Source organism: Klebsiella indica, assembly GCF_005860775.1.
Classification (GTDB): Bacteria; Pseudomonadota; Gammaproteobacteria; order Enterobacterales; family Enterobacteriaceae; genus Klebsiella; species Klebsiella indica.
Genome location: NZ_VCHQ01000009.1, coordinates 58,034 through 83,100 on the forward strand (window position 1 = coordinate 58,034; position 25,067 = coordinate 83,100).

Sequence of the window (25,067 nt, forward strand, 5' to 3'; positions counted from 1 at the left end):
CCAGCGTGGCTGGCCCGTTCATTTTTTTTTGTTCGACACACTGCTGCCCGCCTCTCTTGTCAAATGCAAACTATCGATCATTCCCAACAGGCAAATCAGCGCAATAAAGATAAATGACAGGCGAAAGCTGATCCCCGGCTGATTTGCAAGACTGAACCATTCACTGAATTTTTCCCCAATACGAATACCGATTGCTCCGAGGGTAATTCCGAGCCCGGCAGCCAGCTGTGAAGCCGTGCTGAACAGGGTATTGGCATAGCTCATCTGGGCTGACGGCACATCGGCAAAAGCGAGCGTGCTGACACCGGTAAACTGGATTGAGCGAAAGACGCCCCCGAGATAGAGAATCATAAAGATCAGCCAAACCGGCGTTTGTGGGGTTAAAAAGGCGCACGCAAGTAACGAGAGTACGTTTAATGCACCATTGATTAGCAGCAGGCGCCGAAAACCGAGTCTGCGAATCAGTGGTGTCGTCGCCGGTTTGATGGTTAAGTTGCCGACGAATACTGCCAGCACCAGCAGCCCGGAGTGGAACGGGTCCATGCCAAATCCGACCTGAAACAGCAGGGGTAACAGAAAGGGGACCGCGCTAATTGAGGCCCTGAACAGGGAGCCGCCGTACATGGTGACCCGGAAGGTGGGAATTTGCAGCGCATCAAGGCGCACCATTGGGCACTCTGCCCGGCGAAAATGCCGCAAGGAGAAGAGCATACAGCCAAACCCTGGTAGCAACAGCGCCAGCAGTTGCCAGCTCAATGGCTGGCGATCGCCGAGAACCTCCATCGCGGCGACCAGGCACACCATAGCGACGGCAGTAGCAACGAAGCCTGGAAGATCGAAGGGGCGCCTTTCCTCATCGCGAATATTTGGGATGATGCGTAACGACAGGGCGATAGCGATGAGTCCGATCGGCACATTAATAAAGAAGATCCAGTGCCAACTGGTGTAATTCGTGATGAATCCGCCCAGTGCCGGGCCAATAATGGGGGCGACCAGCGCGGGCCAGGTCAGGGTGGCAATGGCTTTAATCAGCTGATGCTTGGGCGTGCTACGCAGAACGGCCAGTCGGCCAACAGGGACCATCAGCGCACCGCCTGTTCCCTGAAGAATTCGCATTGCCACGAAGGTATCGACATTGGTTGACAACCCGCAAAAAACGGACGACAGGGTGAAGATTGCCAGCGCAAGGGTAAAGACTTTGCGCGCGCCAAAGCGGTCCGCTATCCAGCCGCTGGCGGGTATCAGGACGGCGAGAGTGATAAGATACGCGCTGATGCCGATGTTCAGGTCGACCGCAGCAACACCAAAATCTTTCGCCATGTCAGGCAGGGCGGTAGCGATAACCGTACCGTCCAGGTATTCCATAAAAAATGCGCCAGCCACCAATAATGCCGGGGCGGAAAAGGAACGGTCGTCGCTGGAGGAAATATCTGCGCTCATTGTTGTGTCACTGCAAGAGAAAGGGGTGAACCACGACAGGGCGCGGTTGCTATAACTATCCGATTTTGTTTGTTTTTTTTAATTCTTAAATTTATTTTGATGGTAAAGTGTGATTTAGCGCACATTTCTATTGATTTAATGTGATGCAGATCATATTATAACCACATAGAGATTAACATCGGCATAACAAAAAGTGGAGTCACTCATGAAACTGCGCAAAATCCTGAAAAACATTTTCAGAAACTACTGCAATACCTTCAAAGACGTACCTCCTGGCGGTATGTTCTGATAAAAAACCTGCTGCGGCAGGTTTTTTTATCTCTCAAGATTTAGGTTACTATTATGCTCCTGAAAAAAGGAGTAAAAAATGTCTCAACCGCTCACCGAACATGACGAACTGGTTTCCGACGTGGTCGCCTGCCAGTTAGTTATCAAACAAATTCTTGATGTCATTGATATTATTGCCCCTGTTGAGGTGCGTGAAAAAATGACCACCCAGTTAAAAGCTATCGATTTTGCCAGTCATCCCGCCTCTGCCGATCCGGTGACGCTGCGGGCAGTGCAAAAAGCCATTGCCCTGATTGAACTGAAGTTTACCCCGCAGGAAGACGCGCACTAACCGTCTGTCGTCCCGCTATCGTCAGGATAGCGGGAGCAATATCATTGGGTTAGTGGGAAACCGCGGCGCGGGTCGGCGTCTCCCCGGTATTTCTGAACAGTTTGTTGTTACCCCAGCACTCTTCATAGCGATGGCCAACTAAATCTTCAACAACAAGGCGAACATCCGGTGCGATATCAGCAATTTTTCCCCCCGCTTTAATGCGCGCAACCTCCTGCAGAACCAACATATGTGCTTTACGATCGAGCTTCATCTGCTTACTAAAGACAATTGCCGCCAGAGCCAGCAGAATCACTCCCACACAGAACACCACCGCAATAGCGGTTACTGCGCTTTCCGGTTGCGTATGCGCTTTTGACTGGAAGCCATAAAAGCTGAGTATAGCGCCCATGGTGAAGACGATAATTGAGCGTAAAATTTTGCCAGAAAAGGTCATTGCCCCTGCATAAATACCTTCACGACGGCGGCCGGTATAGATCTCATCAACATCGGCTAAAAAAGTGTATACGGTCCACGGAATGTAATACACGCCACCGGTACCCAGGCCGAACAGTACGGTGATACCAAACATCAGGATGGTGGCCAGGTGAGCAGGCAAATGGAAGAACCATAACGACGTATAAAGCATCACGGAAAAGATAACCACGCCCAATGCCAGAATGTAGGGTTTACTGAACCCTTTTTTCACGCACAGGCCGATAAACAGCGCGGTAGAGATCAATTGCAGAATAGAGTTCAGGCTGTTAAGACCGGCGACCATGGCCGGATCGTGTTGCAGAACGAAAATAACAAAGTAGGTAAAGATAGAGGCAAACAGCCATTCGGCGCCAAACCCACACAGATACATACCGAGGTGTTTACGGAATACGCGCAGATAAAATGTCGAGCGCATATCTTTCGCCAGCATAAGAAGAGTATTGAGTAATCCTTTTCTCTCTTCGCGGCGGTTTTCCTCTTCGCGCGGTCGCTCCCAACTGCAATACCATAAGCAGGAGATCGCGATAATGAGAATGACGCCGTAGGTCAGGCCGGTCAGGAAGAACGGCGTAGCGGATTCTTTGCCGTAAAGCAGGATGTACTGACCGGGAATAAATGCCGCCAGAAAGTTAGCCAGTTTACCGAAAATCGCTTTGTAACCTGTGAGTTTCGACCGCAACGAGAAATCGTCGGTCATCTCGGTCGCCAGCGTTTCGTATGGGACCATAATTGACGTGTATATAATTTCAAAGGCCACGTAGGTGCACAGGTAGTACCAAAAGCCGAGTCCGTCTATCCATAACAGTGGATAAAACATCATCAGCGGGATACCGATTAATAAAAAGAAACGACGACGGCCAAAGCGTTTACCGAGGCGCGTTTTGCCAAAGTTATCGGTGAGATACCCCATTAGCGGGTTACTGATTGCGTCGATAATGCTGGCGACGGAGAAAATAAAAGAGGCTTCGATCAGCGTCAGCCCACAAAATGTTGTATAAAAATAGAGTAGCCACGCGCCGCTGATCGCCAGTGCGCCGCTTCCCAGTAAATTTCCGCCGCCGTAGGCTAACTGATGGCGTAACAAAATCGGTCTTCCCTGCAGCCCTTCAGAGGCTGAAGCCGTGTATCTTGCCATTAAAATAAACTCCGAGTTTTTAATTTTTGAAACACTGTTTTTATATTATTAGATTATGGTTTTAAATGTGATCGAGATCACCAATAGTTTTCATAACCTGTCTGTTGCGCATTAATGTGATCTGTTTAAAAATTTTTAATTCATTTTTTGAATTTAAAAGCGGGTTATTAGCGAAAAATGTTTTAAAACGATGGCGATGAGTAACGATAGTGATGGTGATAATGCGTCTGTTTTACGCTAAAGCGTCGACACAGAATATGCAGGTGCGGCACTGGCTGCGCGCGGTATTCAGCGAACTAAATTGATTCGCCTTCCGTCTGAATTTGTGCGTACCGTGCAGTCTGTTTGCTGGGGAAGGTGCCTCGCATACTCAGTCATACGGGACATACTCAATGTACCCACAAGGATAAGCCTGCTGGTGATATAGATGATACTGCTATTATGAGCGTCAATTGTATGATAATTGGCGCTTTTTTTATGGCTTTTTTCGCTGTTTTTATGTACGCAATTACTGTAATTCCGCGATGTGATTGCGCTCTCGTATGGAGAAATAATTTCCGGTTAATACTGTTTTAACAATGGCAGTCATGATCGAGATTTTTCTAATGCCTTGTTTTTCGTCTGATTTAAAAATTAATTCCGATTTTTCCCTACATAAGAGCGAATAAAAGCTGGAGTTTACCATGCACATATTTACTAAAGCCCTGGCGGCGATTGGTCTCGCCGCAGTTATGTCACAATCAGCTATGGCTGAGACGCTTAAGCTGGGTTTTCTGGTGAAACAACCCGAAGAGCCATGGTTTCAAACCGAGTGGAAATTTGCCGATAAGGCCGGTAAAGATTTAGGTTTCGATGTGATTAAGATTGCCGTACCCGACGGCGAGAAAACCCTGAACGCCATTGATAGTCTGGCGGCCAGCGGAGCGAAAGGTTTCGTGATCTGTACGCCGGACCCGAAACTTGGGCCTGCGATTGTCGCTAAGGCACGCGGCTATGATATGAAAGTCATTACCGTCGATGACCAGTTTGTCAATGCTAAGGGTAAACCGATGGACAGCGTGCCACTGGTAATGATGGCCGCCAGCGAAATTGGCGCACGTCAGGGACAGGAGCTGTATAAAGAGATGCAGAAACGGGGTTGGGATGTGAAGGATACGGCGGTGATGGCGATCACGGCTGATGAACTCGATACCGCCCGCCGTCGTACCACCGGCTCAATGGATGCGCTGAAAGCCGCCGGTTTCCCGGAAAAGCAGATCTATCGTGTGCCAACCAAATCTAACGATATCCCCGGCGCTTTTGATGCCGGTAACTCCATGCTGGTTCAACATCCTGAAGTAAAACACTGGCTGATTGTCGGCATGAATGACAATACCGTGCTGGGCGGCGTGCGCGCCACCGAAGGCCAGGGTTTTAAAGCATCTGACGTCATTGGTATCGGCATTAACGGGGTGGATGCGGTGAATGAGTTGTCTAAGGCGCAGGCAACCGGTTTCTATGGCTCTCTGTTGCCGAGCCCGGATATCCACGGCTATAAAACCAGCGAGATGCTTTACAACTGGGTGACGAAAGGCGTTGAACCGCCGAAATTCACAGCCGTGACCGACGTGGTGTTGATTACCCGCGACAACTATAAAGAAGAGCTGGCGAAAAAGGGGCTATAAGGCCTGATTGATCGGGCCCCTCGTCATCAACGGGAGGCCCAGTCCAGAAAAGCGGAGTCGTTATGCAACAGTCAACCCCTTATCTCTCATTTCACGGCATTACCATGACCTTCCCGGGCGTTAAAGCGCTGTCCGATATTAGCTTTGACTGCTATGCCGGACAGATTCACGCTTTGATGGGAGAAAACGGCGCCGGGAAATCCACGCTGCTGAAAATTCTCAGCGGTAACTACATACCGACTGCCGGCAGTCTGCAAATCAGAGGCCAGCAGATGGTATTTAATAATACCACCGAGGCATTGAACGCCGGCGTGGCGATTATCTATCAGGAACTGCATCTGATCCCGGAAATGACCGTGGCGGAAAATATCTACCTCGGACAGCTTCCGCACAAAGGCGGGATCGTCAACCGTTCGCTGCTCAACTATGAGGCGCGTTTGCAACTTGAGCATCTGGGACTCGATATCGACCCGGAAACGCCGCTGAAATATCTCTCCATTGGCCAGTGGCAAATGGTGGAGATTGCCAAGGCGCTGGCGCGTAACGCCAAAATCATCGCCTTTGACGAACCGACGAGTTCGCTTTCAGCCCGGGAAATCGAAAACCTGTTCCGGGTGATTCGCGAACTGCGTCAGGAAGGGCGGGTTATTATTTACGTCTCCCACCGTATAGCTGAGATTTTCGCGCTAAGCGATGCCATTACGGTATTCAAAGATGGCCGCTACGTGCGCACCTTCGACAATATGCAGGAAGTTAACCACGACGCTCTGGTTCAGGCGATGGTCGGGCGTGATTTGGGGGATATTTACGGTTGGCGGCCGCGTGAATATGGTCAAGAGCGTTTGCGTCTGGAGCAGGTGAAAGCGCCGGGAGTACGACAGCCAGTCAGTCTGTCGGTCCGCAGCGGCGAAATCGTCGGCCTGTTTGGTCTGGTGGGGGCCGGGCGCAGTGAGCTGATGAAAGGCATATTTGGTGGCAGCAGAATTACCGGCGGTCAGGTGTATATCGACGGCCAGGCCATTGATATTCGCAAACCTGCGCAGGCGATTCAGGCCGGTATGATGCTGTGCCCGGAAGACCGCAAAGCGGAAGGGATTATTCCGGTCCACTCGGTACGCGAGAATATCAATATCAGCGCCAGGCGTAAGCATATTCTCGCGGGCTGCATCATCAATACGGCCTGGGAAGCGGAAAACGCCGATCAGCATATCAAGTCGCTCAATATTAAAACGCCAGGTCCGGAACAACTGATTATGAACCTCTCCGGCGGCAACCAGCAGAAGGCGATTCTCGGACGTTGGTTATCGGAGGAGATGAAAGTCATCCTGCTTGATGAGCCGACCCGGGGTATTGATGTGGGCGCTAAGCATGAGATTTACAACGTCATCTATTCATTAGCAGACTCTGGCGTCGCGGTGGTATTTGCGTCCAGCGACTTACCTGAAGTCCTTGGCGTGGCAGACCGTATCGTCGTGATGCGCGAAGGTGAAATCGCCGGAGAGCTGCTGCATGAACATGCCAACGAACAGCAGGCATTAAGCCTTGCAATGCCAAAAGTGAGCCAGGCCGTCGCCTGAGTAAGGAGTTTATGATGTCATCAATTACCACTTCAGGTTCCGGCCGCACGGCTTTCAGTTTTTCCCGCGTCTGGGATCAGTTCGGCATGCTGGTCGTTTTTGCGGTGCTGTTTATCGCCTGCGTGATTTTTGTGCCTAATTTTGCCTCATTTATTAATATGAAAGGCCTGGGACTGGCCATTTCTATGTCCGGGATGGTGGCCTGTGGAATGCTGTTTTGCCTGTCATCCGGTGATTTTGACCTGTCGATAGCCTCGGTTATCGCCTGTGCCGGGGTGACCACGGCGGTGGTGATTAACCTCACCGAAAGCATGTGGATTGGTATTGCCGCCGGCCTGCTGCTGGGCGCGTTGTGCGGTCTGATAAATGGTTTTGTCATTGCCCGTTTAAAGATTAACGCGCTGATCACCACTCTGGCCACGATGCAGATCGTTCGCGGTCTGGCCTATATTATTTCTGACGGTAAAGCCGTTGGGATTGAAGACGAGCGCTTCTTTGCCCTTGGTTATGCCAACTGGTTTGGTTTGCCTGCGCCTATCTGGCTGACCGTTGCCTGCCTGATTATTTTTGGCCTGCTGCTGAATAAAACCACCTTCGGCCGCAATACGCTGGCGATTGGCGGTAACGAAGAAGCGGCGCGCCTGGCGGGAGTCCCGGTTGTTCGCACCAAGATTATTATTTTTGTCCTCTCTGGGCTGGTTTCGGCTGCTGCGGGCATCATTCTGGCATCGCGCATGACCAGCGGTCAGCCGATGACGTCGATTGGCTATGAGATGATTGTGATTTCGGCCTGCGTGCTGGGGGGCGTATCGCTGAAAGGCGGGATCGGTAAAATCTCCTATGTGGTTGCCGGGATTCTGATCCTGGGCACGGTAGAGAATGCGATGAATTTGCTGAATATTTCGCCATTCTCGCAGTATGTGGTACGCGGGTTGATTTTGCTGGCGGCAGTCATCTTCGACCGCTACAAACAGAAAGCGAAGCGTATCGCTTGATTATTCCCAATCTTTTAGTGTAATCCTGAATCATCGCTGGCGCCCGCTGCGCCGGCGATGATAAGCAAAAATGGCGAGGCTCGTCACACTGTCTATACTTACATGGCTAACTTTCGTTACTACTCAGCATGTCGCTGACCATGATAAGGAGGACACAGGGTGGATGACCAGATTTCTGTACCGCCTGCGTTAACCGGAAACTACGCGTATTTCTTTGACCTCGACGGTACCCTTGCCGGTATCAAACCCCATCCCGATCAGGTCGTTATTCCTGCTGACGTTCTTCAGACGCTGCAACGGCTTACGCAGCAGCACAACGGCGCGGTGGCATTGATTTCAGGGCGCTCAATGGTTGAGCTGGATGCACTTACCCGTCCTTACCGGCTGCCGCTTGCCGGTGTCCACGGGGCTGAGCGCCGTGATATCAATGGTAAAACGCATATTGTCGCCTTACCTGATGCGCTTCTCGACAGGCTCTCTGCGCAGCTGACCGCGGCAGTGGCGGCGCTGCCCGGCTGCGAACTGGAATGCAAAGGAATGGCTTTTGCGGTGCATTACCGGCAGGCGCCACAGCAGCAGCAGGCGGTGCTGGCGTTGGCGCAAGAGGTGGTGCAACGCTATCCGATTCTGGCGTTACAGCCAGGTAAATGCGTGATAGAGATCAAACCGCATGGCGTGGATAAAGGGGAGGCGATCGCCGCGTTTATGCAGGAAACGCCCTTCAAAGGGCGCAAGCCGGTTTTTGTCGGTGATGACTTAACCGATGAAGCAGGCTTTGCCGTCGTCAATCGATTGGGTGGTGTATCGGTCAAAGTCGGCAGCGGCGAAACGCAGGCGCGTTGGCACTTGCCGGATGTGACCGCAGTACATCTTTGGATAAGTGATATCGCGAATCATGGGCAACAACCAGATGCGCTAACCGACAGGAGAAATGATCATGGGTCGCTTAGTCGTAGTATCTAATCGTATTGCCCCTCCAGATGATAAAAAGGCCAGCGCCGGAGGTCTGGCGGTAGGGATTATGGGGGCGTTAAAAGCAGCCGGAGGATTATGGTTTGGCTGGAGCGGGGAAATTGGCGATGACCAGCAGCCGTTGAAAAAAGTGACGCGGGGGAATATTACCTGGGCGTCATTCAACCTCAGCGAGCAAGACCATGATGAATACTACAATCGCTTTTCTAACGCCGTGTTGTGGCCCGCATTCCATTACCGCCTCGATCTGGTGGATTTTCAGCGTGATGCCTGGGAAGGGTACCAACGCGTGAATGCCAGCCTGGCAGACAAGCTGCTGCCGCTGATTGAACCTGATGACATCGTATGGGTCCACGATTACCACCTGCTGCCGCTGGCTGCTGAGTTGCGTCAACGCGGCGTGAACAATCGCATCGGCTTCTTTTTGCATATCCCGTTCCCGACGCCGGAAATTTTCAATGCCTTACCCCCAAATGCGGAACTACTTGAACAGCTCTGTGATTACGATCTGTTGGGGTTTCAGACCGAGAACGACCGGCTGGCGTTTCTCGACTGCGTATCAACGCAGACCCGGGTGACCACGCGCAGCGGGAAAAATCACGTTGCCTGGGGTAAACCCTTCCGCAGCGAAGTTTACCCGATAGGTATCGATCCCGACGAAATCGCGCGTAACGCAAAAGGGCCGTTACCGCCAAAACTGGCGCAGTTGAAAAGCGAACTTAAGAGCGTACAGAATATTTTTTCCGTTGAACGACTGGATTACTCAAAAGGTTTGCCTGAACGTTTTCTCGCCTATGAAGCGCTGCTGGAAAACTATCCGCAGCATCACGGTAAGATCCGCTATACCCAGATTGCGCCGACCTCGCGTGGCGATGTTCAGGCGTATCAGGATATTCGTCACCAGCTGGAAAACGCGGCTGGCCGCATCAACGGTCGATACGGCCAACTGGGCTGGACGCCGCTTTACTACCTGAACCAACATTTTGAACGCAAGCTGCTGATGAAAATCTTCCGCTACTCGGATGTCGGCCTGGTCACACCGCTGCGCGATGGGATGAATCTGGTGGCAAAAGAGTATGTTGCCGCGCAGGATCCGCAAAATCCGGGCGTGCTGGTTCTGTCGCAGTTTGCCGGCGCGGCGAATGAGCTACCAACGGCATTGATCGTCAACCCTTACGATCGTGATGAGGTGGCGGCGGCGCTGGATCGGGCGCTAACCATGCCGCTGGCTGAGCGTATTGCTCGCCATTCGGCAATGCTGGCGGTCATCAAGGATAATGATATTCAGCGCTGGCAGGAGAGGTTTATTACCGATCTAAAGGCGGTTGAGCCGGGGAGTGAGAAAAGCCATTTAGAACGTAAGGTCGCGACTTTCCCTAAACTTGCCTGAGACGAAAACGTTAGCGCCGCGCTGGCGCTAACGTTTTTCGAGACACACCAGCAGCACATCAACGCCACTACAGCCGACAATACTCTTCGCCGAGCAGGTCGCACGAGAAAACAGACTCTGGTTGTGGTTACCGCAAATAACCAGATCAACGTGATACTGCTGGCAGAAATCTTTCACATGATGGCCAAGTTCGCCGCTGGCGATGGTCATATTCGCAATTGGATAATCAGCGTGGCGGGCGAGCTCCGCCAGAAATCCGCGCGTTTCCTCCTGCATCAATTCGCGTAAGTTTTCCATCATTGGCGCCGCGAATTGATTATACAGTTCCGGGTCCGTCGCCAGCGTAATCAGGCTGACTTTTGCATTGACGGGACGGGCGATGGAAACCGCTTTCTGAAGAAGCATCCGGCTTTCCGGGGTTGGGGCAACGGCGACCAGCAGATGTGAGTAGGGCATTGAACCTCCCTGAGATACGCAAATAACCCTTTTTATTGTCTTTACTCCGATTACTCTGTTTTCGCAAGGGGTATTCGCGACTGAAAATAGGGGGGAAACGTATGGCGGGATAACGATTTTGTTTTTAACGGCGTTCCTGGTGCGCATCCGGAATCAGGGACGGATGCAAGAGGAGACTAACCGGCAAACACGAGACGATAAAAATGCCGATGATCGGGTTAAATCATCGGCATTTAGCGCTATTTTGTCGAGAATTACATCCGTTCTACGGTTTCAATACCCAGCGTATCGAGCCCCAGTTTGAGGGTTTTCGCGGTCAGCAGAGCCAGCTTCAGGCGGCTGTTGCGCGTCTCTTCGCTTTCAGCGCTCAGGATCGGGCAGTGCTCGTAGAAGCCGGAGAACAGGCCCGCCAGATCGTACAGATAAGAACACATGACGTGCGGCGTTCCTTCACGCGCGACAACTGACAGGGTTTCTTCAAATTGCAGCAGGCGCGCAGCCAACTGGGCTTCACGATCTTCGGTAATGAGGACCGGCGCAGCCGCCAGCGCGCTTTCATCGATTTCCGCTTTGCGGAATACGGAAAGCACCCGGGTATAGGCATATTGCATATAAGGCGCGGTGTTGCCCTCAAATGCCAGCATATTATCCCAGTCGAAGATGTAGTCGGTGGTGCGGTTTTTGGACAAGTCAGCGTATTTTACTGCGCCAATCCCGACGGCGTTAGCCAGTTTTTCCAGCTCGTCGGCAGGCATATCCGGATTTTTCTCGGCAACCAGGCGACGGGCGCGTTCCAGCGCTTCGTCCAGCAGATCGGCAAGCTTCACGGTACCGCCCGCGCGGGTTTTAAACGGTTTGCCGTCTTTGCCGAGCATCATACCGAACATATGGTGTTCCAGCGGGACGGAATCTGGTACGTAACCCGCTTTACGGACGATGGTCCATGCCTGCATCAGGTGCTGATGCTGGCGAGAGTCGATATAGTACAGCACCCGATCGGCATGCAGTTTTTCGTAACGGTATTTCGCACAAGCGATATCGGTGGTGGTGTAGAGATAGCCGCCATCTTTTTTCTGGATGATGACGCCCATCGGTTCGCCTTCCTTGTTTTTATACTCATCAAGGAAAACAACGGTAGCGCCTTCGCTTTCAACGGCCAGACCTTTGGCTTTCAGATCGGCAACGATCTCCGGCAGCATCGGGTTATACAGGCTTTCACCCATCACATCGTCACGGGTGAGAGTGACGTTCAGGCGGTTATAGGTGAGCTGGTTTTGCGACATGGTAATGTCCACCAGCTTGCGCCACATGTCGCGGAAATAGTCGTCACCGCTCTGCAGCTTAACTACATAGCTGCGTGCGCGCTCGGCGAAAGCTTCATCTTCATCGTAGTGTTTTTTCGCTTCGCGATAGAAACCTTCGAGATCCGCCAGCGCCATGTCACCGGCATTTTCCTGCTGTTGTTTTTCCAGGTAGGCGATGAGCATGCCGAACTGGGTACCCCAGTCGCCCACGTGGTTAGCACGGATGACGTTATGGCCAAGAAACTCCAGCGTTCGCACGGCGGCATCGCCGATGATGGTGGAACGCAGATGCCCGACGTGCATCTCTTTTGCGACGTTTGGCGCGGAGTAGTCAATGACCACCGTCTGCGGCTGCGGCTGAGAAACGCCCAGGCGCTCAGATTTCAGCGCGCTGCTGACGTTTTCCGCCAGGAATGCCGGGTCGAGGAAAATATTGATAAAGCCCGGACCGGCGATTTCAACTTTGCTGGCAATCCCGTTCAGGTCGAGATGAGACAGAACCTGCTCTGCAAGTTGTCGCGGCGCCATGCCCAGTTTTTTAGCAATGGCCATCACGCCGTTGGCCTGATAGTCACCGAACTGGACTTTTGCTGACTGGCGGACCTGAGGTTCGCAATCGGCAGGCGCACCTGCTGCGATCAGGGCCTGGCTGACTTTTTCTGAGAGAAGAGCCTGAATATTCACCGAAATACCTTACGTTTACACGCTATCGCCCTGACGGGGCGGCGCTGGAATGTGGACAAATAAGGGCGGAAGTATACTGTATTTACGCCTGTGCGTCAGCATTGCGCGCGGGCGTTGACGAAGACTTTATTTTTATTTTCGCCGCCATTTTGCGTGTCAATACAAGGTAAGCTTACCTTACACCGGGCATGCTTAACGAATAACCGTTCACTGATGATGACTGCAGATTGCCGGTTGGTCTGCCTGGCGAAACGCGATAAATTAGCGCTTTTTGGTACGAACCGAGGCTTACAATGGCGAACTGGCAGCAGATTGATAAACTGAACGATATTTCCGCGGACCTGGTGCATTTCACCGAGGCGTTAAATGCGCTTGCCAGTCGGCTTGGTCTGGATATGGCGCTGCATGATGCTGACCATATTTCTCTGCGCTGCCATCAGAATACCACGGCGGAGCGCTGGCGTAGCGGGTTTGAACAATGCGGCACGCTGCTGTCGGAAAATATTATTAATGGTCGCCCTATCTGCTTATTCAAACTGGATGAGCCGATTTGCGTCGCACACTGGCGCCTGCATATTGTGGAACTGCCGTGGCCGGGTGAAAAGCGTTATCCCCATGAGGGCTGGGAACATATTGAAATCGTCCTGCCAGGTGAGCCTGACACGCTGAACGCCCGGGCGCTGACGCTGCTTTCCGATGAAGGTCTTAGCCAGCCGGGTATTTTTGTCAAAACCAGCTCGCCAAAAGGGGAACGCGAGCGCTTACCCAACCCGACTCTGGCGGTCACGGATGGCAACGTGACGATTAAATTTCATCCGTGGTCGATTGAACAAATTGTCGCCAGTGAGCAGGCTGAAGGGTGACAGTGTGAAGTCATGCGGCGTCGGCGCGAATAAATCGTGACACGCTATGGCGTCTGTTATGTCAACGGAGAAAAGAATGACTTTACTGGAAGTCTGTTGTTACAGCATGGCGTGCGCGCTGGAGGCCCAGCATCGCGGCGCCGATCGCATTGAGCTGTGCGCCGCGCCGCAGGAGGGAGGGCTGACGCCGTCGCTGGGCGTACTGAAATCGGTGCGTGAAAGGGTGACGATCCCCGTGCATCCCATTATTCGTCCGCGCGGCGGTGATTTTTGTTATAGCGCTGGCGAGTTCGCCGCCATGCTTGACGATATCGCCGCCGTGAAGGAACTGGGTTTTCCCGGACTGGCGATCGGTATTCTGGATGCTGACGGCCAGGTCGATCGCGCACGAATGGAAAAAATTATGACGGCGGCAGGCCCGCTGGCCGTGACCTTTCACCGGGCATTTGATATGTGTGCAAACCCGCGCCAGGCCTGTGCTGAACTATTCGAACTCGGCGTTAAGCGAATCCTGACATCGGGCCAGCAGGCGACGGCTGAAAAAGGAATTTCACTTATCAGGGAACTTATTACCCTAACCCGTACTCCAATCATTATGGCAGGGGCAGGCGTGCGTGCCGCCAACTTACCGCTGTTTATCCAGGCAGGGGTAAAAGAAGTGCACAGTTCGGCAGGTCAGTGGTTACCGTCCCCGATGCGTTTTCGCCATCCTGGATTATCGATGTCAACCGGCACTGACGCCGCAGAATATTTACGTTACGCCGTGAACGGCGAAGCGGTAGCGAAAATGAAGAATACGATTCTCGCGCGGAGAGATTAGCCCGTTTTTACTGCACATCATGTCGCCCAATATGATGATTGCCCGTACCAGGCCCCTGCCCATTAAACAGGGGCCTTTTTTTGTGCACAATATGGGGCTTGTCCAGGCGGAAGATTATCGTCCTGCTTTTTTCGCCGCTAAAGATTGCTGGGTTTCCGGCTTTGTTGCAATGAGCACGGCCCGCAGCGGGGCGGGATAACCTTCAAGGGTTTTGCTGCTATCGTTCGGGTCAAGGAAGTCGGCCAGCGATTCGGTAGTCATCCACGGGGTGCGGCGCTGTTCATCAGTGGTGGTTATGCACGCATCAACAATTCGCACGTCAATAAACCCGCACTTCTCCAGCCACTGTTTTAAGGCGTTCGCAGAAGGAATAAAGTAGACGTTACGCATTTGCGCATAGCGGTCGCCCGGCACCAGAACGCGATTTTCGTCGCCTTCCACCACCAGCGTCTCCAACACCAGCTCGCCGCCGGGAACCAGCTGATCTTTTAGCTGCCACAGATGATCGAGCGGGGAACGGCGATGGTACAGCACCCCCATCGAAAACACGGTATCAAAGGCATTCAGCGCCGGAAGTTGCTCAATCCCCAGCGGCAACAGATGTGCGCGCGGGTCGTTGCCCAGCAGCTTACGCACCGCTTCAAACTGGCAGAGGAACAGTTGCGTCGGGTCGATACCGACCGCCAGCCGGGCGCCAGCGCCGATCATTCGCCACATGTGATATCCGCTGCCGCAACCGACGTCAAGGATGGTACGCCCGGTAAGATCGGAAAGATGCGGTAGCACGCGCTCCCACTTCCAGTCAGAACGCCACTCGGTATCAATATGCACGCCGTAGAGGGAATAGGGCCCTTTACGCCAGGGCATCAGATTTTTCAGCAGATTTTCAATGCGCAGACGCTGGCCGTCGCCGAGCGGCGTTTCGCTCTCGGCGGTAACGCTGTGCAATAAATCCAGACGCCAGGGCGCAAATTCAGGCAAAAATTCGACGGCGCGTTCCCATTCACGATATTTCCCGTGCAGCGCGTCACGTTGCCAGGCGGCTACCTGCGCGGGAAGGGTCTCCAGCCAGTGCGAGAGGGGACCTTTGGCAATCAATTGATAAAAATTACTGAAGTCAATCATCCCTGTTCTCCGGATTTGACGGCAATTAACGATCCGAAGTTAAAGCACTGGAACCAGAGTTCGGCATGTTCGAAACCGGCTTTGCGCAGACGCGCTTTATGGGTTTCCACGGAGTCGGTCAGCATCACGTTTTCCAGCATGCTGCGTTTCTGGCTGATTTCCAGTTCGCTGTAGCCGTTGGCGCGTTTGAAATCATGATGCATGTTGAAGAGCAGTTCGCCGACGTTATCATCTTCAAAACTGAATTTTTCCGACAGCACCAGCGCGCCGCCAGGGTTCAGCCCCTGATAAACTTTATCAAGAATGGCCTGGCGTTCGCCCGGCTCAAGAAATTGAATCGTGAAATTGAGTACCACCAGTGAGGCGTTTGTTATGGCGACGTGACGAATATCGCCTTCGATCACCTCGACCGGCGTCGGCGCTTTATAGGCGTCAATATGGAGACGGCAGCGTTCAATCATCGCCGGAGAGTTATCAATGGCGATAATTTTGCACCCGGAATGCGCAATATTGCGGCGGATGGACAGCGTCGCCGCGCCAAGCGAACAGCCAAGATCGTAGACCTGGGTATCCGGCTGAACGAAACGCTCAGCCAGCATGCCGATCATCGAAATAATATTGGAATAGCCGGGAACAGAGCGCTGAATCATATCCGGGAAGACTTCAGCAACCCGTTCATCAAAGGTCCAGTCGCCGAGACTGGCAATCGGCGCGGAAAAGAGCGTATCGCGATGAGACATAACCTTAAACCCGAAAAATCGAAAACGGCGTATTGTGCGCTAACGGACGGAGAAAACCAACTCCCAGGGCATATACCAGATATTCGCGATGACCATCAGCAATAACGAACACCAGGTCGCGCTCATACCGGAGCGACGCCAGCGATAAAGACGATGATGAAATCCATAAGCGTGCATCAGACGCCCGGCGATCAGTAAAATACCGCAGAGATGAATCATCCAGGTCTGTGCGCCGTTCATTTCCATAAACAGCAGCAGAACCAGACCGATGGGGACATATTCAACCGCGTTCCCGTGTACACGGATAGCCACCTGCAGTTCGCTGAAACCGCCATCGCCGTAGCTGACGTGATATTGCATTCGCAAGCGCACGACATCATAAGAAAACTTAATGAGCAATAACGCACCTAAAACCGCATATAGCGCGCTGATCATACTAAAAACTCCCTTTTCATTCTGTCCGGTAGCGCCGTTTAGGATAGCAGAAAAAAGCGGCTTACTGCGTAATTGATAGCGTATCCCTTTTTCCACCAGGATAATGCGGGGATTATTTACGCGTTAATCACTGACTTCAACAATATATTTGATCTATTCGGTTAAACAAACCGTATTTATTCTCCGCAGATAATGCGTAGAGTAAGCGAATAATCCGACAAAAATAGAATGAGGATCAGTTAAGCAGCGTGTTGAGATTGTTACGCGGGGTGTTTGCCCATATGGCGCTCTGCTTCCGGCTGGCGAAAAAGCGTATGTGTGTTTTTGTCAGTGGTCTGTTCCGCTCACGATAAATACGGTGGAATTCGTTATACCCGCTGTATATAAAAGGCCTGGGTGCGGTGTTGTTCCCCGGCTTTCCCCTGAAAATCAGGATATACTCGTCATACTTCAAGTTGCATGTGTGTTGGCTGCGCTCGCTCACCCCAGTCACATAGCTATCTATGTTCCTGGGGATTTGCTCTCTTGCCGCCTTCCTGCAACTCTAATTATTTAGAGTATACCTACGTTATGAAAAAAATCGGTTTTTTGTCATTTGGCCACTGGACACCGTCGCCGCACTCCGCAACGCGTTCCGCCGCGGATGCGCTATTGCAATCCATCGATCTGGCCGTCGCCGCTGAAGAATTGGGCGCGGATGGCGCTTATTTTCGGGTGCATCATTTTGCCCGTCAGCTCAGTTCTCCATTTCCTTTGCTGGCCGCGATAGGGGCGAAAACACGGCGTATTGAAATGGGTACGGGCGTTATTGATATGCGCTATGAAAATCCGCTGTATATGGTCGAAGATGCGGGCGCGGCGGATTTAATCTCCGGCGGGCGTTTACAGTTGGGGATCAGCCGTGGCTCGCCGGAGCAGGTGGTGGATGGCTGGCGCTATTTTGGTTACGTCCCCGCGGAAGGGGAAAACGCGTCTGATATGGCGCGCCGCCATACTGAAGTCCTGCTTGACGCCCTGCGAGGGAAGGGTTTTGCGAAGCCTAATCCGCAGCCGATGTTCCCTAACCCGCCGGGCCTGTTGCGCCCCGAACCCTATTCAGAAGGTTTGCGCGAGCGTATCTGGTGGGGAGCCGGTTCGAACGCCACGGCAATATGGGCGGCGAGACTGGGGATGAATCTGCAAAGTTCGACGCTGAAAGATGATGAAACCGGCGAGCCTTTTCATATTCAGCAGGCAAAACAGATCCGGGCTTATCGCGAGGCCTGGGCGGCGGCTGGACACACGCGTACGCCTCGCGTTTCGGTCAGCCGCAGCATTTTTGCCCTGATGGACGATCGCGATCGCATGTATTTCGGCTCAGGCGGCGAGAGTAGCGATTCGGTTGGTTTCCTTGATCAAAATACAAGAGCGATTTTTGGGCGCAGCTATGCCGCAGAGCCGGATAAGCTGATCGCACAGTTGAAACAGGATGAAGCGATTGCCGAAGCGGATACGTTATTGCTCACCGTACCGAATCAGTTGGGGGTGGATTATAATATCCATGTGATTGAGTCCATTCTGCAACATGTCGCACCGGCAATGGGCTGGCGCGACGAGTAACTGTGAAATGGATAACGCCCCGCAGCTTTACGTGATGCGGGGTAGACATATTTACGGATTATTTTTCGGCTGTAGCTGATAGATCCACGCGGTCACCTGCTGACCCTCATCGAGGGTCACTTCAGTGGCAACGCGATCGTAGCCATCTTCAAATTCATCCAGCATGGGCCAGTGCGCGGTAAGGTGCGCGGACAGGAACAGATAACCCGAAATACGCGCGCCGTTTTTATCAAGAACGACTCCCGGAAAATCCGCCGCCGCCCCCCAGCCGCGTTCATAAAACGTGCCGGTCACATAACCTGGCAACCATTCTCCACCTATATCTTCCAGAATATGAGCATTACACTGGCCCGGGCGGAGCGTACCGTAGACAAATAAGCGTTCCATTATTCCTCGTTAACGCAAGCGATGAACGCCCTGATGGGCAAAGGAAGTGCCAAAATACGAGGTAAAAACAGGTCTGGCAAGACGTCCGTGGATTGGCGGTAAGATAAAGCGTACTTTTGGTTATCTTCTGGCAACGTTTTGTTTATATCGGCGGGCTGACTGCGGTTGGTGCGCCTCTTATTTATATCATCGCCTGTATATTGTTGGCGATGGATTTGTACTTGCCATAATCCAGGTTGCTGTCGCCTTCCTTGATATTGCAGTAAGAATTTACTTATTAGGATTAATTCGCGTGTTTTTCAGAAATTTCATTGTTTTTTGTGTGGTATTATAACTCGTTCCAGGAGTGAACGAAGGGAAATATAATGCTGTATCGTTACGCCATTTTTTCCAGGAAACACAATACACTGCATATTGTTTTGCTTTTTTCTATTTTGCTAATAAGTTTCATACATTTAAGCGTGCTGCTGGAAACAGATAACACATGGCTACTGTTGCCGATGGTGATTTATCTGCCCATCTTTTTTCTTTGGCAAAAGGTCTCAGTGTTACGAAGCAGAATCGCTGATTAATGTGCTGGTGGAGTTGCCAACATGAACGACAATATAATATTTAAACCAACCGCAGAACCGAAAGATCTGCAACCCGTATTGCGGAAAGTGGATCTTAATCTTCTGACTATCTTTGATATTGTGATGCGGGAACAAAGCTTAACCAAAGCTGCGCATGTGCTGGGAATGTCGCAACCCGCGGTCAGCAGCGCGGTTTCCCGCCTGAAAAAGTTGTTTAAGGATGAGCTGTTTGTCCGCAATGGCCGAGGGATCAAACCCACAGATCGCGCTTTTCAGCTTTGCAGTTCGGTTCGTCGCGCGCTACAGCTGGTGCAAAACGAGTTGCCGGATACGCTTTTTGATCCGCAGGACTATGAGCATATTTATAATCTTTGCGTTTGTAGCCCTCTGGATAACGCTTTGACCCCGTTGATATTCAATAAAATTAGCCAGACAGCGCCGCGGGTCAAATTAACATTTAAATCTTCACTGAGTCAGCAGGTTATCAACCAGTTGCGCTACCAGGAAGTTGAGTTTGTTATCGACTACAACAAATTTAATCACCCGGAATTTACCAGCGTTCCGTTGTTTAACGATGAGATGGTATTAGTTGCCCGGCGCAAGCATCCGCGCATCGCAGCGCCGTTGACTGAACAGGGTATTTATCAAGAGCAGCATGCCGCGGTGGCACTGGATCGCTATGCTTCTTTTAGCTATCCCTGGTATAGCTCCGCGGAACAACAGGCCTGCATCGCTTTTCACGGTAACGCCATGGTGAGCGTGCTGAATATTGTCTCGCGAACCGACATGGTGGCTATCGCCCCGGAGTGGCTGGCCAAAGAATTTGCCGGGCAATTTGCGCTGGAACTGCTGCCGCTGCCTTTAGACATGAACAATCGAACCTGTTACCTCTCATGGCATGAAACGGCGGGACAGGAAAAATGTCACCGCTGGATGGCGGAGCAACTGATAGAAATCTGCCAGCGCCAGGATAGGCCAAAGGCGGACGATGCCTACTGGCAATGACACAATGATGCGGCCCGTTCCGGGCCGCGCTGCGGTAGGGCATGCGGCAAACCGGGCGGCATATCATGCCCGGCGCCCGATAACGCAAGACGCTCTGCTCCTCAGCGCCGCGGATTTTACCGGTAGTTTGTCAACGTAACCCTGGCGATCGCCCGTCGGCGAGAACGGCGGAACGTCAATGTCGCCAGCCCGTCTGACCGGAGAGCGGAGCGAAGGATATCGACGTTACGGGCGAGGCATGACTTTTCGTTGGCTAAGGCCGTCGTCATAAATCAATGCATAAAGTCGCCGATCGACTGCGGGAACAACACAGGGCAATCTGCTGCGCGCTGGCGGATTTTTCCGCCTCTGACTGCACGGTATCGCGATGGTCGACAATCCCTTCGATGACCGGCGTCAGGCAGGCACCGCAAATCCCCATTTCGCAGGAGAGCGGAACCGCGACGCCATTCTCCTGTAGTACCTGAGCAATGGTTTTGTCTGCAGGCACTGGCCACTGTTCGCCCGACGAAGCAAGGGTCACGATAAAGGCGTCCCCCTCCTGCGCCGTGGACGCCGTGGCGGTGGGCTGAAATGCTTCACTATGGATTTGGCTTTCTGGCCAACCTTTATCCAGCGCGACCTGGCGCGCGGTGGCCATAAATCCCGTCGGCCCGCAGAGATAAAGAGCCTGTCCGCTATCCGCATCAATCAGCGCCGGGGCCAGATTATGCCGTGCGCTGTCCCCGTCGCTGGAGCAGTGAATGATTACCCTGTCGGCGCTGAAACGTTGCTGCAGTTCGCGCACAAAGGCCCCCTGTGCGCGGCTTTTCAGATAATAGTGCAGCGTAAAAGGCACCCCTTGCGCGTCCAGTTTGAGCGCCATCGCATACAGCGGCGTAATACCGATCCCGGCGGCCAGCAGCGTCACCCGTTGCGCAGGGCATAAAGGAAACAGATTTCGCGGGCGAGAAATCAGCAGCGTCTGGCCGGGACGTAACTGCTGGTGAATGTAACGAGAGCCGCCGCGAGAGGCGTTCTCCAGCGCCACGCAAATCAGGTAGCCATCGTCAACAGTCTCAGGACCGGTGAGCGAATACTGGCGAATCATCCCGCAGGGCAGGTGAACATCAATGTGCGCGCCGGGCTGCCACGCCGGAAGCGGCTGGCCGCTCTGCGCCACCAGCCGGACGGCGAGGCTCTGGCTCCCCTGGCGCCAGAGGCCGTCAACGATAACCTCGATTACATCACTCATTATTTTCTCCACTTACACGAGGAAAAAGTCGCCGAAGCCCATTTTCTTCAGCCCGCGTCGATAGGCGATGGAGCTGCGATCGGCGGGAATATGCGCTTCGAGTGTTAAATCCAGCGGTAATCTTTCCGGACGCTGAGTCTCCACCATCAGGCGATCTTCCTCAAAAACGCGCAGATTAAACGCGTGAACCTCTTCCACCGGTACGTGGAGGTCGAAATTGCGCGCGATAGGCGCGAACATCCGGGTTACCCGCGATGAAACCGGCGAGGCGGCGTTCATAAGCACCAGCCTGGCGTCACCGGGAAAATGAATCGTCAGGGTGGCGGTAAACGGCAGATGCATTTCGAAATGGCGCAGCCACTGAAAGCCCTCAGGCGCACGAAATCCGGCACTGGCAGGATAGTTGCCGACGGAACTCCAGTAATCGGCAATAAAACCAAATTCGGTCTCCTGCGGATTGTAGTCCGGTACGACCTGGTTATCCGGGTCGGCGAAGGTATCGGTATGGATCCATGCAAAATGGGCGACATCGAGGAATCCCTCGACCTGGCGACCGGCAAAACCGTTGACGTCAAATGCCGGACAGTTGATTTGCTGAAAGCCATCGTCGTGCCAGTGCGGCATCACCGGCAGCGGCATTGGATTGTCCGGGTCGAACGCCAGGCAGGTCCAGATCAGGCCATAACGCTCTTCCACCGCAAAACTGGTGAGATTGAGCTTTGCCGGCACTGGCTGATTGGGGCTGGAAGGGATGCGATTACAGCGGCCTCCTTCGCCGAAGCGCAGACCGTGATAGGGACAGACGATCCCTTCTTCATCGTGAAATCCCAGCGTCAGCGGCACGCCACGATGAGGGCAAACATCGCGAGCGACAACCACCTGATCTTTAATGCGATAAATAACCAACTGCTCATCAAGCAGCGTGGCCTTCACTGGCGCAGGCCCGACATCGCAGGCGCGGGCCACCGGGTGCCAGCATTTTGCCAGCCGTAGCCAGTCCTCAGGATCAAAAGTGCAATGGGCGGGGGGCGTGGGGTGCTGTCTGTTCATGGCTTCTCTTCCTGCTCACAAAAACATTTGTTTAATTGTTGTGAGTTTATTGTTGCCATATTAGGGTGTTGACATCCATCAGCATTAATTCAGCAATCCGTTGCAAAAAAGAGAACAGGTAAAAGATGAGCCCATTTTCGCGTTTTGCTATCTACTTTGCCGAAGTGGCCCGCTGCGGGAGTCTGCGGCGAGCGGCGGAAAAACTGCACATTTCCGCTTCGGCCATTAACCGGCAAATTTTGCAGGCGGAAGACGCATTTGGCACCGCGCTGTTTGAGCGCCTGCCGGAAGGGTTGCGTATGACGACCGCCGGGGAACTGCTATACGATAATCTGTTGCGCTGGCAAAAGGAGTTCCGTCTGACGCGACAAAAGTTTGATGAGCTTCAGGGGCTTAAGCGGGGCACCGTCAGCGTCGGGATGGTTCAGGCGCTGGCGGAGGGATGCTTTGCCACCGCGCTGGCGGATATTATTGCCCACTGGCCGTGGCTGGAGCTGAATCTGCAGGTGGCGGATAGTCACACGGTCAGCCAGAAGGTGCGCCAGGCGGATCTCGATTTTGGTTTGATTCTTGATCCGGAAGGCCAGGCGGGGCTGAGCGTGCTGGCTTTTGCTGAACTGGCGATGGGCGTGATCATGTCGCCTGCCCATCCTCTGGCACAGAGCGCGAGGCTGTCATTGGGGGAGTTGAGTGAAGCACGACATATCGTCCCCGGCGCGCCGCTGATTGTGCACGAACGCGTGGCGATGCTCTATCGCCACTACGATTTTTCTCCGGCGAACAGCATCAACTGCAACGATATCCGGCTGATAAAATCGCTGGTGCTTAAAGGCAGTGGCGTGACGATCCTCAGTCGCCTGGACGTTTTCGATGAGGTAAAAAGCGGGCAACTGGCGTTTGTCCCGCTGCGTAATACGCTGCTGCGGCCGTTGACCCTGGCCTTATGCACCGCCCCCTCGCGTCAGCTTTCCCGCCCGGCGCAAATGGCCATCCAGAAACTGACGGTGGTTATTGAGGAGATGCAGGCCGGGGCGATGGAGCGATCGTAACACCGTTTTCAGGCGTGATGCCTTCGCCCCGACTCTCGCTGCGAGGGAGAGCGAGTAACACCGTACTCGTACTTAACCGGCGGACTTACAACGCTTACCCCAGCGGACCGCCCTGAATGGTTTCGCACAGGCCGTTGATAATTCGCTCCCCGGTCTCGGTTTTCAGCTCCTGATACCAGGCTTCGGTCAGCGCCATATCCTTACCGTGCGTTACATCACAACGTTTACGTGCCTTCAGCACCAGATCGCGAACCCGGTCACAGCGCAGTACGTTGTACTGCTGCAACACATTGGCAATGTCGTGGCTCTGGCGGAACAGATCTCCCAGTACCACCGCATCTTCCATCGCCGCGCAGCCGCCCTGGCCGATATCCGGCGTGGTGCTGTGCCCGGCGTCGCCCAGCAGCGCCACCTTGCCGCGCACCAGCTTATCAAACGGCTCGATATCATGGATTTCAATCCGGTTGGTGGTTTGCGGGTCAAGGGAGGCAATCAGTTTCTGCACCTGGGGCGCCCAACCGCTGAAGTAACGGCTAAGATCCGCCCGCAGGGTGCTGCGATCCTCGGCAAGCCCCGCCGGTAGCGGAACATCAAAGAAAAAGTAAAATCGTCCACTGGAAACCGGCATCAGCGAGACGCGTTTCCCCTCACCGACAAAGGTGGTCCATTGATTGCCGGGGGCAATCGCTTCATCAATTTCCACCAGACCGTTCCAGTTCACGTAGCCTGCATAGCGGCGCTCGGGGGTATAGCCGAGCACATACGGACGCAGCGCCGAATGGCTACCGTCGGCGGCAATCAGAAAATCCCCCTGCGCCGTTGAACCATCGGTAAACCAGACGCGAACGCCGTCAGCATTTTCTTCGCAGCGGGTGACGCGTTTACCAAACTGCACGCTATCGCGTCCCCAGAAATTGAGCATTTCACGTTGTAATTCGGCGCGGGAAACCGGGCAGGGGCGGCCCCCGGTTCGCGCCACCAGAGGGGAGAGGCTGAATTGAGTAAGGATCTCCCCTCGCTGATAATCCTTGTAAGCCAGAAAATGCATCGGGCCGCCGTAGCTCTCAATAATATCGCCCATGCCTAAATGTTTCATACACTTAACGCCATTAGGCCAGATGGAGATCGCCGCGCCGACCGGCTTAATTTCTTTTACTGCCTCAAAAACGTCGCAGTCGATACCTGCGTTTTTCAATGCAACCGCCGCGCTCAGGCCGCCAATTCCGCCGCCGATAACTAATGCTTTCATTTACTTCTCCTTTACATACGTCGTTACAGGCTTGAGCAATTTGCGTACCACAATGTCACAGGCGCGCATTTCACGGGCTGGTGCTTTCGGTAACGGTGCGGATGCTTTAAATTGGTGCATAAAAGCGTTTTTATTGCCTTTTTATGAATCAATAATTTCTTTACTGGCCATTAAGAATCTAATGTTTCACTGGCGTTATGGCCGCCTGGTGGACGATGGGGCGGCG

24 protein-coding genes are annotated in these 25,067 nt (G+C 53.2%); 13 read left to right on the forward strand and 11 right to left on the reverse strand.

Annotated features, from left to right (window positions below):
- Nucleotides 1–18: 18 nt before the first annotated feature.
- A complete protein-coding gene (locus tag FE839_RS07765; protein WP_138360262.1) occupies nucleotides 19–1,440 on the reverse strand; it encodes an MFS transporter in 1,422 nt (473 codons plus the stop codon).
- A gap of 205 nt (nucleotides 1,441–1,645) precedes the next feature.
- On the opposite strand from FE839_RS07765, the gene azuC reads away from it, so the two are divergent.
- Together azuC and FE839_RS07775 are read left to right on the forward strand one after the other, a co-directional pair.
- The gene (gene azuC / locus FE839_RS07770; RefSeq protein ID WP_138360393.1) at nucleotides 1,646–1,729 is read left to right on the forward strand and encodes a stress response protein AzuC; all 84 of its coding nucleotides are present in this window, start codon (nucleotides 1,646–1,648) and stop codon (nucleotides 1,727–1,729) included.
- A gap of 78 nt (nucleotides 1,730–1,807) precedes the next feature.
- A complete protein-coding gene (locus FE839_RS07775; RefSeq protein WP_138360263.1) occupies nucleotides 1,808–2,059 on the forward strand; it encodes a DUF2766 family protein in 252 nt (83 codons plus the stop codon).
- A 49-nt stretch (nucleotides 2,060–2,108) separates the two neighbouring features.
- Here the strand turns inward: FE839_RS07775 and FE839_RS07780 are convergent, their stop codons facing one another.
- The gene (locus tag FE839_RS07780; protein ID WP_171034848.1) at nucleotides 2,109–3,620 is read right to left on the reverse strand and encodes an MFS transporter; all 1,512 of its coding nucleotides are present in this window, start codon (nucleotides 3,618–3,620) and stop codon (nucleotides 2,109–2,111) included.
- A gap of 734 nt (nucleotides 3,621–4,354) precedes the next feature.
- Between FE839_RS07780 and FE839_RS07785 the strand changes: the two genes are divergently transcribed.
- The 5 genes from FE839_RS07785 to otsA all read left to right on the forward strand — a co-directional run bounded on the left by FE839_RS07785 (nucleotide 4,355) and on the right by otsA (nucleotide 10,269).
- On the forward strand, nucleotides 4,355–5,335 hold the full coding sequence (locus FE839_RS07785) for an arabinose ABC transporter substrate-binding protein (protein ID WP_138360265.1): 981 nt from the start codon (nucleotides 4,355–4,357) through the stop codon (nucleotides 5,333–5,335).
- A 62-nt stretch (nucleotides 5,336–5,397) separates the two neighbouring features.
- Nucleotides 5,398–6,912: an L-arabinose ABC transporter ATP-binding protein AraG gene (gene araG, locus FE839_RS07790; protein WP_138360266.1), complete on the forward strand. Its 1,515-nt coding sequence runs from the start codon at nucleotides 5,398–5,400 to the stop codon at nucleotides 6,910–6,912.
- Nucleotides 6,913–6,926: 14 nt separating this feature from the next.
- A complete protein-coding gene (gene araH, locus FE839_RS07795; RefSeq protein ID WP_138360394.1) occupies nucleotides 6,927–7,907 on the forward strand; it encodes an L-arabinose ABC transporter permease AraH in 981 nt (326 codons plus the stop codon).
- Nucleotides 7,908–8,066: 159 nt separating this feature from the next.
- Nucleotides 8,067–8,870, forward strand: coding sequence for a trehalose-phosphatase (gene otsB / locus FE839_RS07800; protein WP_138360267.1), 804 nt, complete (start codon nucleotides 8,067–8,069; stop codon nucleotides 8,868–8,870).
- Nucleotides 8,845–10,269, forward strand: a complete 1,425-nt coding sequence (gene otsA, locus FE839_RS07805; protein WP_138360268.1) for an alpha,alpha-trehalose-phosphate synthase — start codon at nucleotides 8,845–8,847, stop codon at nucleotides 10,267–10,269. Before otsB ends, otsA begins: the two co-directional genes overlap by 26 nt.
- 27 nt (nucleotides 10,270–10,296) lie before the next feature.
- Here otsA and uspC read toward each other — a convergent pair whose 3' ends face one another.
- Together uspC and argS are read right to left on the reverse strand one after the other, a co-directional pair.
- The gene (uspC, locus tag FE839_RS07810) at nucleotides 10,297–10,725 is read right to left on the reverse strand and encodes a universal stress protein UspC (RefSeq protein ID WP_138360269.1); all 429 of its coding nucleotides are present in this window, start codon (nucleotides 10,723–10,725) and stop codon (nucleotides 10,297–10,299) included.
- Nucleotides 10,726–10,979: 254 nt separating this feature from the next.
- Nucleotides 10,980–12,713, reverse strand: a complete 1,734-nt coding sequence (argS, locus tag FE839_RS07815; protein WP_138360270.1) for an arginine--tRNA ligase — start codon at nucleotides 12,711–12,713, stop codon at nucleotides 10,980–10,982.
- A 293-nt stretch (nucleotides 12,714–13,006) separates the two neighbouring features.
- Here argS and FE839_RS07820 point away from each other — a divergent pair, with 293 nt between their 5' ends.
- Together FE839_RS07820 and cutC are read left to right on the forward strand one after the other, a co-directional pair.
- The gene (locus FE839_RS07820) at nucleotides 13,007–13,576 is read left to right on the forward strand and encodes a VOC family protein (RefSeq protein ID WP_138360271.1); all 570 of its coding nucleotides are present in this window, start codon (nucleotides 13,007–13,009) and stop codon (nucleotides 13,574–13,576) included.
- 76 nt (nucleotides 13,577–13,652) lie between these two features.
- On the forward strand, nucleotides 13,653–14,396 hold the full coding sequence (gene cutC, locus FE839_RS07825; RefSeq protein ID WP_138360272.1) for a copper homeostasis protein CutC: 744 nt from the start codon (nucleotides 13,653–13,655) through the stop codon (nucleotides 14,394–14,396).
- Nucleotides 14,397–14,510: 114 nt separating this feature from the next.
- On the opposite strand, the gene cmoB is transcribed toward cutC, so the two are convergent.
- Genes cmoB through FE839_RS07840 form a run of 3 tightly spaced genes read right to left on the reverse strand, consistent with a single transcriptional unit; the run spans nucleotide 14,511 to nucleotide 16,696 of the window.
- Nucleotides 14,511–15,521 (reverse strand): tRNA 5-methoxyuridine(34)/uridine 5-oxyacetic acid(34) synthase CmoB, encoded by a 1,011-nt coding sequence (cmoB, locus tag FE839_RS07830; RefSeq protein WP_138360273.1) that lies wholly within the window; start codon nucleotides 15,519–15,521, stop codon nucleotides 14,511–14,513.
- Nucleotides 15,518–16,261, reverse strand: a complete 744-nt coding sequence (gene cmoA / locus FE839_RS07835) for a carboxy-S-adenosyl-L-methionine synthase CmoA (RefSeq protein WP_138360274.1) — start codon at nucleotides 16,259–16,261, stop codon at nucleotides 15,518–15,520. The genes cmoB and cmoA overlap by 4 nt, the downstream gene beginning before the upstream one ends.
- A gap of 39 nt (nucleotides 16,262–16,300) precedes the next feature.
- Nucleotides 16,301–16,696 (reverse strand): MAPEG family protein, encoded by a 396-nt coding sequence (locus FE839_RS07840; protein WP_138360275.1) that lies wholly within the window; start codon nucleotides 16,694–16,696, stop codon nucleotides 16,301–16,303.
- Nucleotides 16,697–17,266: 570 nt separating this feature from the next.
- Between FE839_RS07840 and FE839_RS07845 the strand changes: the two genes are divergently transcribed.
- Nucleotides 17,267–18,295 (forward strand): LLM class flavin-dependent oxidoreductase, encoded by a 1,029-nt coding sequence (locus tag FE839_RS07845; protein WP_138360276.1) that lies wholly within the window; start codon nucleotides 17,267–17,269, stop codon nucleotides 18,293–18,295.
- Nucleotides 18,296–18,346: 51 nt separating this feature from the next.
- Here the strand turns inward: FE839_RS07845 and FE839_RS07850 are convergent, their stop codons facing one another.
- Nucleotides 18,347–18,682, reverse strand: a complete 336-nt coding sequence (locus tag FE839_RS07850; protein ID WP_138360277.1) for a gamma-glutamylcyclotransferase family protein — start codon at nucleotides 18,680–18,682, stop codon at nucleotides 18,347–18,349.
- 46 nt (nucleotides 18,683–18,728) lie between these two features.
- Here FE839_RS07850 and FE839_RS07855 point away from each other — a divergent pair, with 46 nt between their 5' ends.
- A complete protein-coding gene (locus FE839_RS07855) occupies nucleotides 18,729–19,016 on the forward strand; it encodes a hypothetical protein (RefSeq protein WP_138360278.1) in 288 nt (95 codons plus the stop codon).
- Nucleotides 19,017–19,275: 259 nt separating this feature from the next.
- Nucleotides 19,276–20,259 (forward strand): transcriptional regulator LeuO, encoded by a 984-nt coding sequence (gene leuO / locus FE839_RS07865; RefSeq protein ID WP_138360280.1) that lies wholly within the window; start codon nucleotides 19,276–19,278, stop codon nucleotides 20,257–20,259.
- Between the two features lie 265 nt (nucleotides 20,260–20,524).
- Here leuO and FE839_RS07870 read toward each other — a convergent pair whose 3' ends face one another.
- Complete coding sequence (locus FE839_RS07870; protein ID WP_138360281.1) at nucleotides 20,525–21,493, reverse strand: PDR/VanB family oxidoreductase; 969 nt, start codon at nucleotides 21,491–21,493, stop codon at nucleotides 20,525–20,527.
- A gap of 12 nt (nucleotides 21,494–21,505) precedes the next feature.
- Nucleotides 21,506–22,543 carry a molybdenum cofactor-independent xanthine hydroxylase subunit HpxD gene (gene hpxD / locus FE839_RS07875; RefSeq protein WP_138360282.1) on the reverse strand — a complete coding sequence of 346 codons (1,038 nt, stop codon included), beginning with the start codon at nucleotides 22,541–22,543 and terminating at the stop codon, nucleotides 21,506–21,508.
- A 125-nt stretch (nucleotides 22,544–22,668) separates the two neighbouring features.
- Here hpxD and hpxR point away from each other — a divergent pair, with 125 nt between their 5' ends.
- Nucleotides 22,669–23,592 carry a LysR family hpxDE operon transcriptional regulator HpxR gene (gene hpxR, locus FE839_RS07880; protein ID WP_138360283.1) on the forward strand — a complete coding sequence of 308 codons (924 nt, stop codon included), beginning with the start codon at nucleotides 22,669–22,671 and terminating at the stop codon, nucleotides 23,590–23,592.
- Nucleotides 23,593–23,686: 94 nt separating this feature from the next.
- Here hpxR and hpxO read toward each other — a convergent pair whose 3' ends face one another.
- Complete coding sequence (gene hpxO / locus FE839_RS07885; RefSeq protein ID WP_138360284.1) at nucleotides 23,687–24,841, reverse strand: FAD-dependent urate hydroxylase HpxO; 1,155 nt, start codon at nucleotides 24,839–24,841, stop codon at nucleotides 23,687–23,689.
- Nucleotides 24,842–25,067 lie beyond the last annotated feature (226 nt).

What these genes read in the sequence shown, in the direction of transcription:
- araG (WP_138360266.1), top strand. Translation starts at nt 5,398, where the DNA reads ATGCAACAGTCAACCCCTTATCTCTCATTTCACGGCATTACCATGACC.
- FE839_RS07820 (WP_138360271.1), top strand. Translation starts at nt 13,007, where the DNA reads ATGGCGAACTGGCAGCAGATTGATAAACTGAACGATATTTCCGCGGAC.
- hpxR (WP_138360283.1), top strand. Translation starts at nt 22,669, where the DNA reads ATGAGCCCATTTTCGCGTTTTGCTATCTACTTTGCCGAAGTGGCCCGC.
- hpxO (WP_138360284.1), bottom strand. Translation starts at nt 24,841, where the DNA reads ATGAAAGCATTAGTTATCGGCGGCGGAATTGGCGGCCTGAGCGCGGCG.
- FE839_RS07765 (WP_138360262.1), bottom strand. Translation starts at nt 1,440, where the DNA reads ATGAGCGCAGATATTTCCTCCAGCGACGACCGTTCCTTTTCCGCCCCG.
- FE839_RS07840 (WP_138360275.1), bottom strand. Translation starts at nt 16,696, where the DNA reads ATGATCAGCGCGCTATATGCGGTTTTAGGTGCGTTATTGCTCATTAAG.
- azuC (WP_138360393.1), top strand. Translation starts at nt 1,646, where the DNA reads ATGAAACTGCGCAAAATCCTGAAAAACATTTTCAGAAACTACTGCAAT.
- FE839_RS07845 (WP_138360276.1), top strand. Translation starts at nt 17,267, where the DNA reads ATGAAAAAAATCGGTTTTTTGTCATTTGGCCACTGGACACCGTCGCCG.
- FE839_RS07775 (WP_138360263.1), top strand. Translation starts at nt 1,808, where the DNA reads ATGTCTCAACCGCTCACCGAACATGACGAACTGGTTTCCGACGTGGTC.
- FE839_RS07785 (WP_138360265.1), top strand. Translation starts at nt 4,355, where the DNA reads ATGCACATATTTACTAAAGCCCTGGCGGCGATTGGTCTCGCCGCAGTT.
- FE839_RS07850 (WP_138360277.1), bottom strand. Translation starts at nt 18,682, where the DNA reads ATGGAACGCTTATTTGTCTACGGTACGCTCCGCCCGGGCCAGTGTAAT.
- uspC (WP_138360269.1), bottom strand. Translation starts at nt 10,725, where the DNA reads ATGCCCTACTCACATCTGCTGGTCGCCGTTGCCCCAACCCCGGAAAGC.
- cutC (WP_138360272.1), top strand. Translation starts at nt 13,653, where the DNA reads ATGACTTTACTGGAAGTCTGTTGTTACAGCATGGCGTGCGCGCTGGAG.
- araH (WP_138360394.1), top strand. Translation starts at nt 6,927, where the DNA reads ATGTCATCAATTACCACTTCAGGTTCCGGCCGCACGGCTTTCAGTTTT.
- cmoA (WP_138360274.1), bottom strand. Translation starts at nt 16,261, where the DNA reads ATGTCTCATCGCGATACGCTCTTTTCCGCGCCGATTGCCAGTCTCGGC.
- leuO (WP_138360280.1), top strand. Translation starts at nt 19,276, where the DNA reads ATGAACGACAATATAATATTTAAACCAACCGCAGAACCGAAAGATCTG.
- hpxD (WP_138360282.1), bottom strand. Translation starts at nt 22,543, where the DNA reads ATGAACAGACAGCACCCCACGCCCCCCGCCCATTGCACTTTTGATCCT.
- FE839_RS07870 (WP_138360281.1), bottom strand. Translation starts at nt 21,493, where the DNA reads ATGAGTGATGTAATCGAGGTTATCGTTGACGGCCTCTGGCGCCAGGGG.
- cmoB (WP_138360273.1), bottom strand. Translation starts at nt 15,521, where the DNA reads ATGATTGACTTCAGTAATTTTTATCAATTGATTGCCAAAGGTCCCCTC.
- otsA (WP_138360268.1), top strand. Translation starts at nt 8,845, where the DNA reads ATGGGTCGCTTAGTCGTAGTATCTAATCGTATTGCCCCTCCAGATGAT.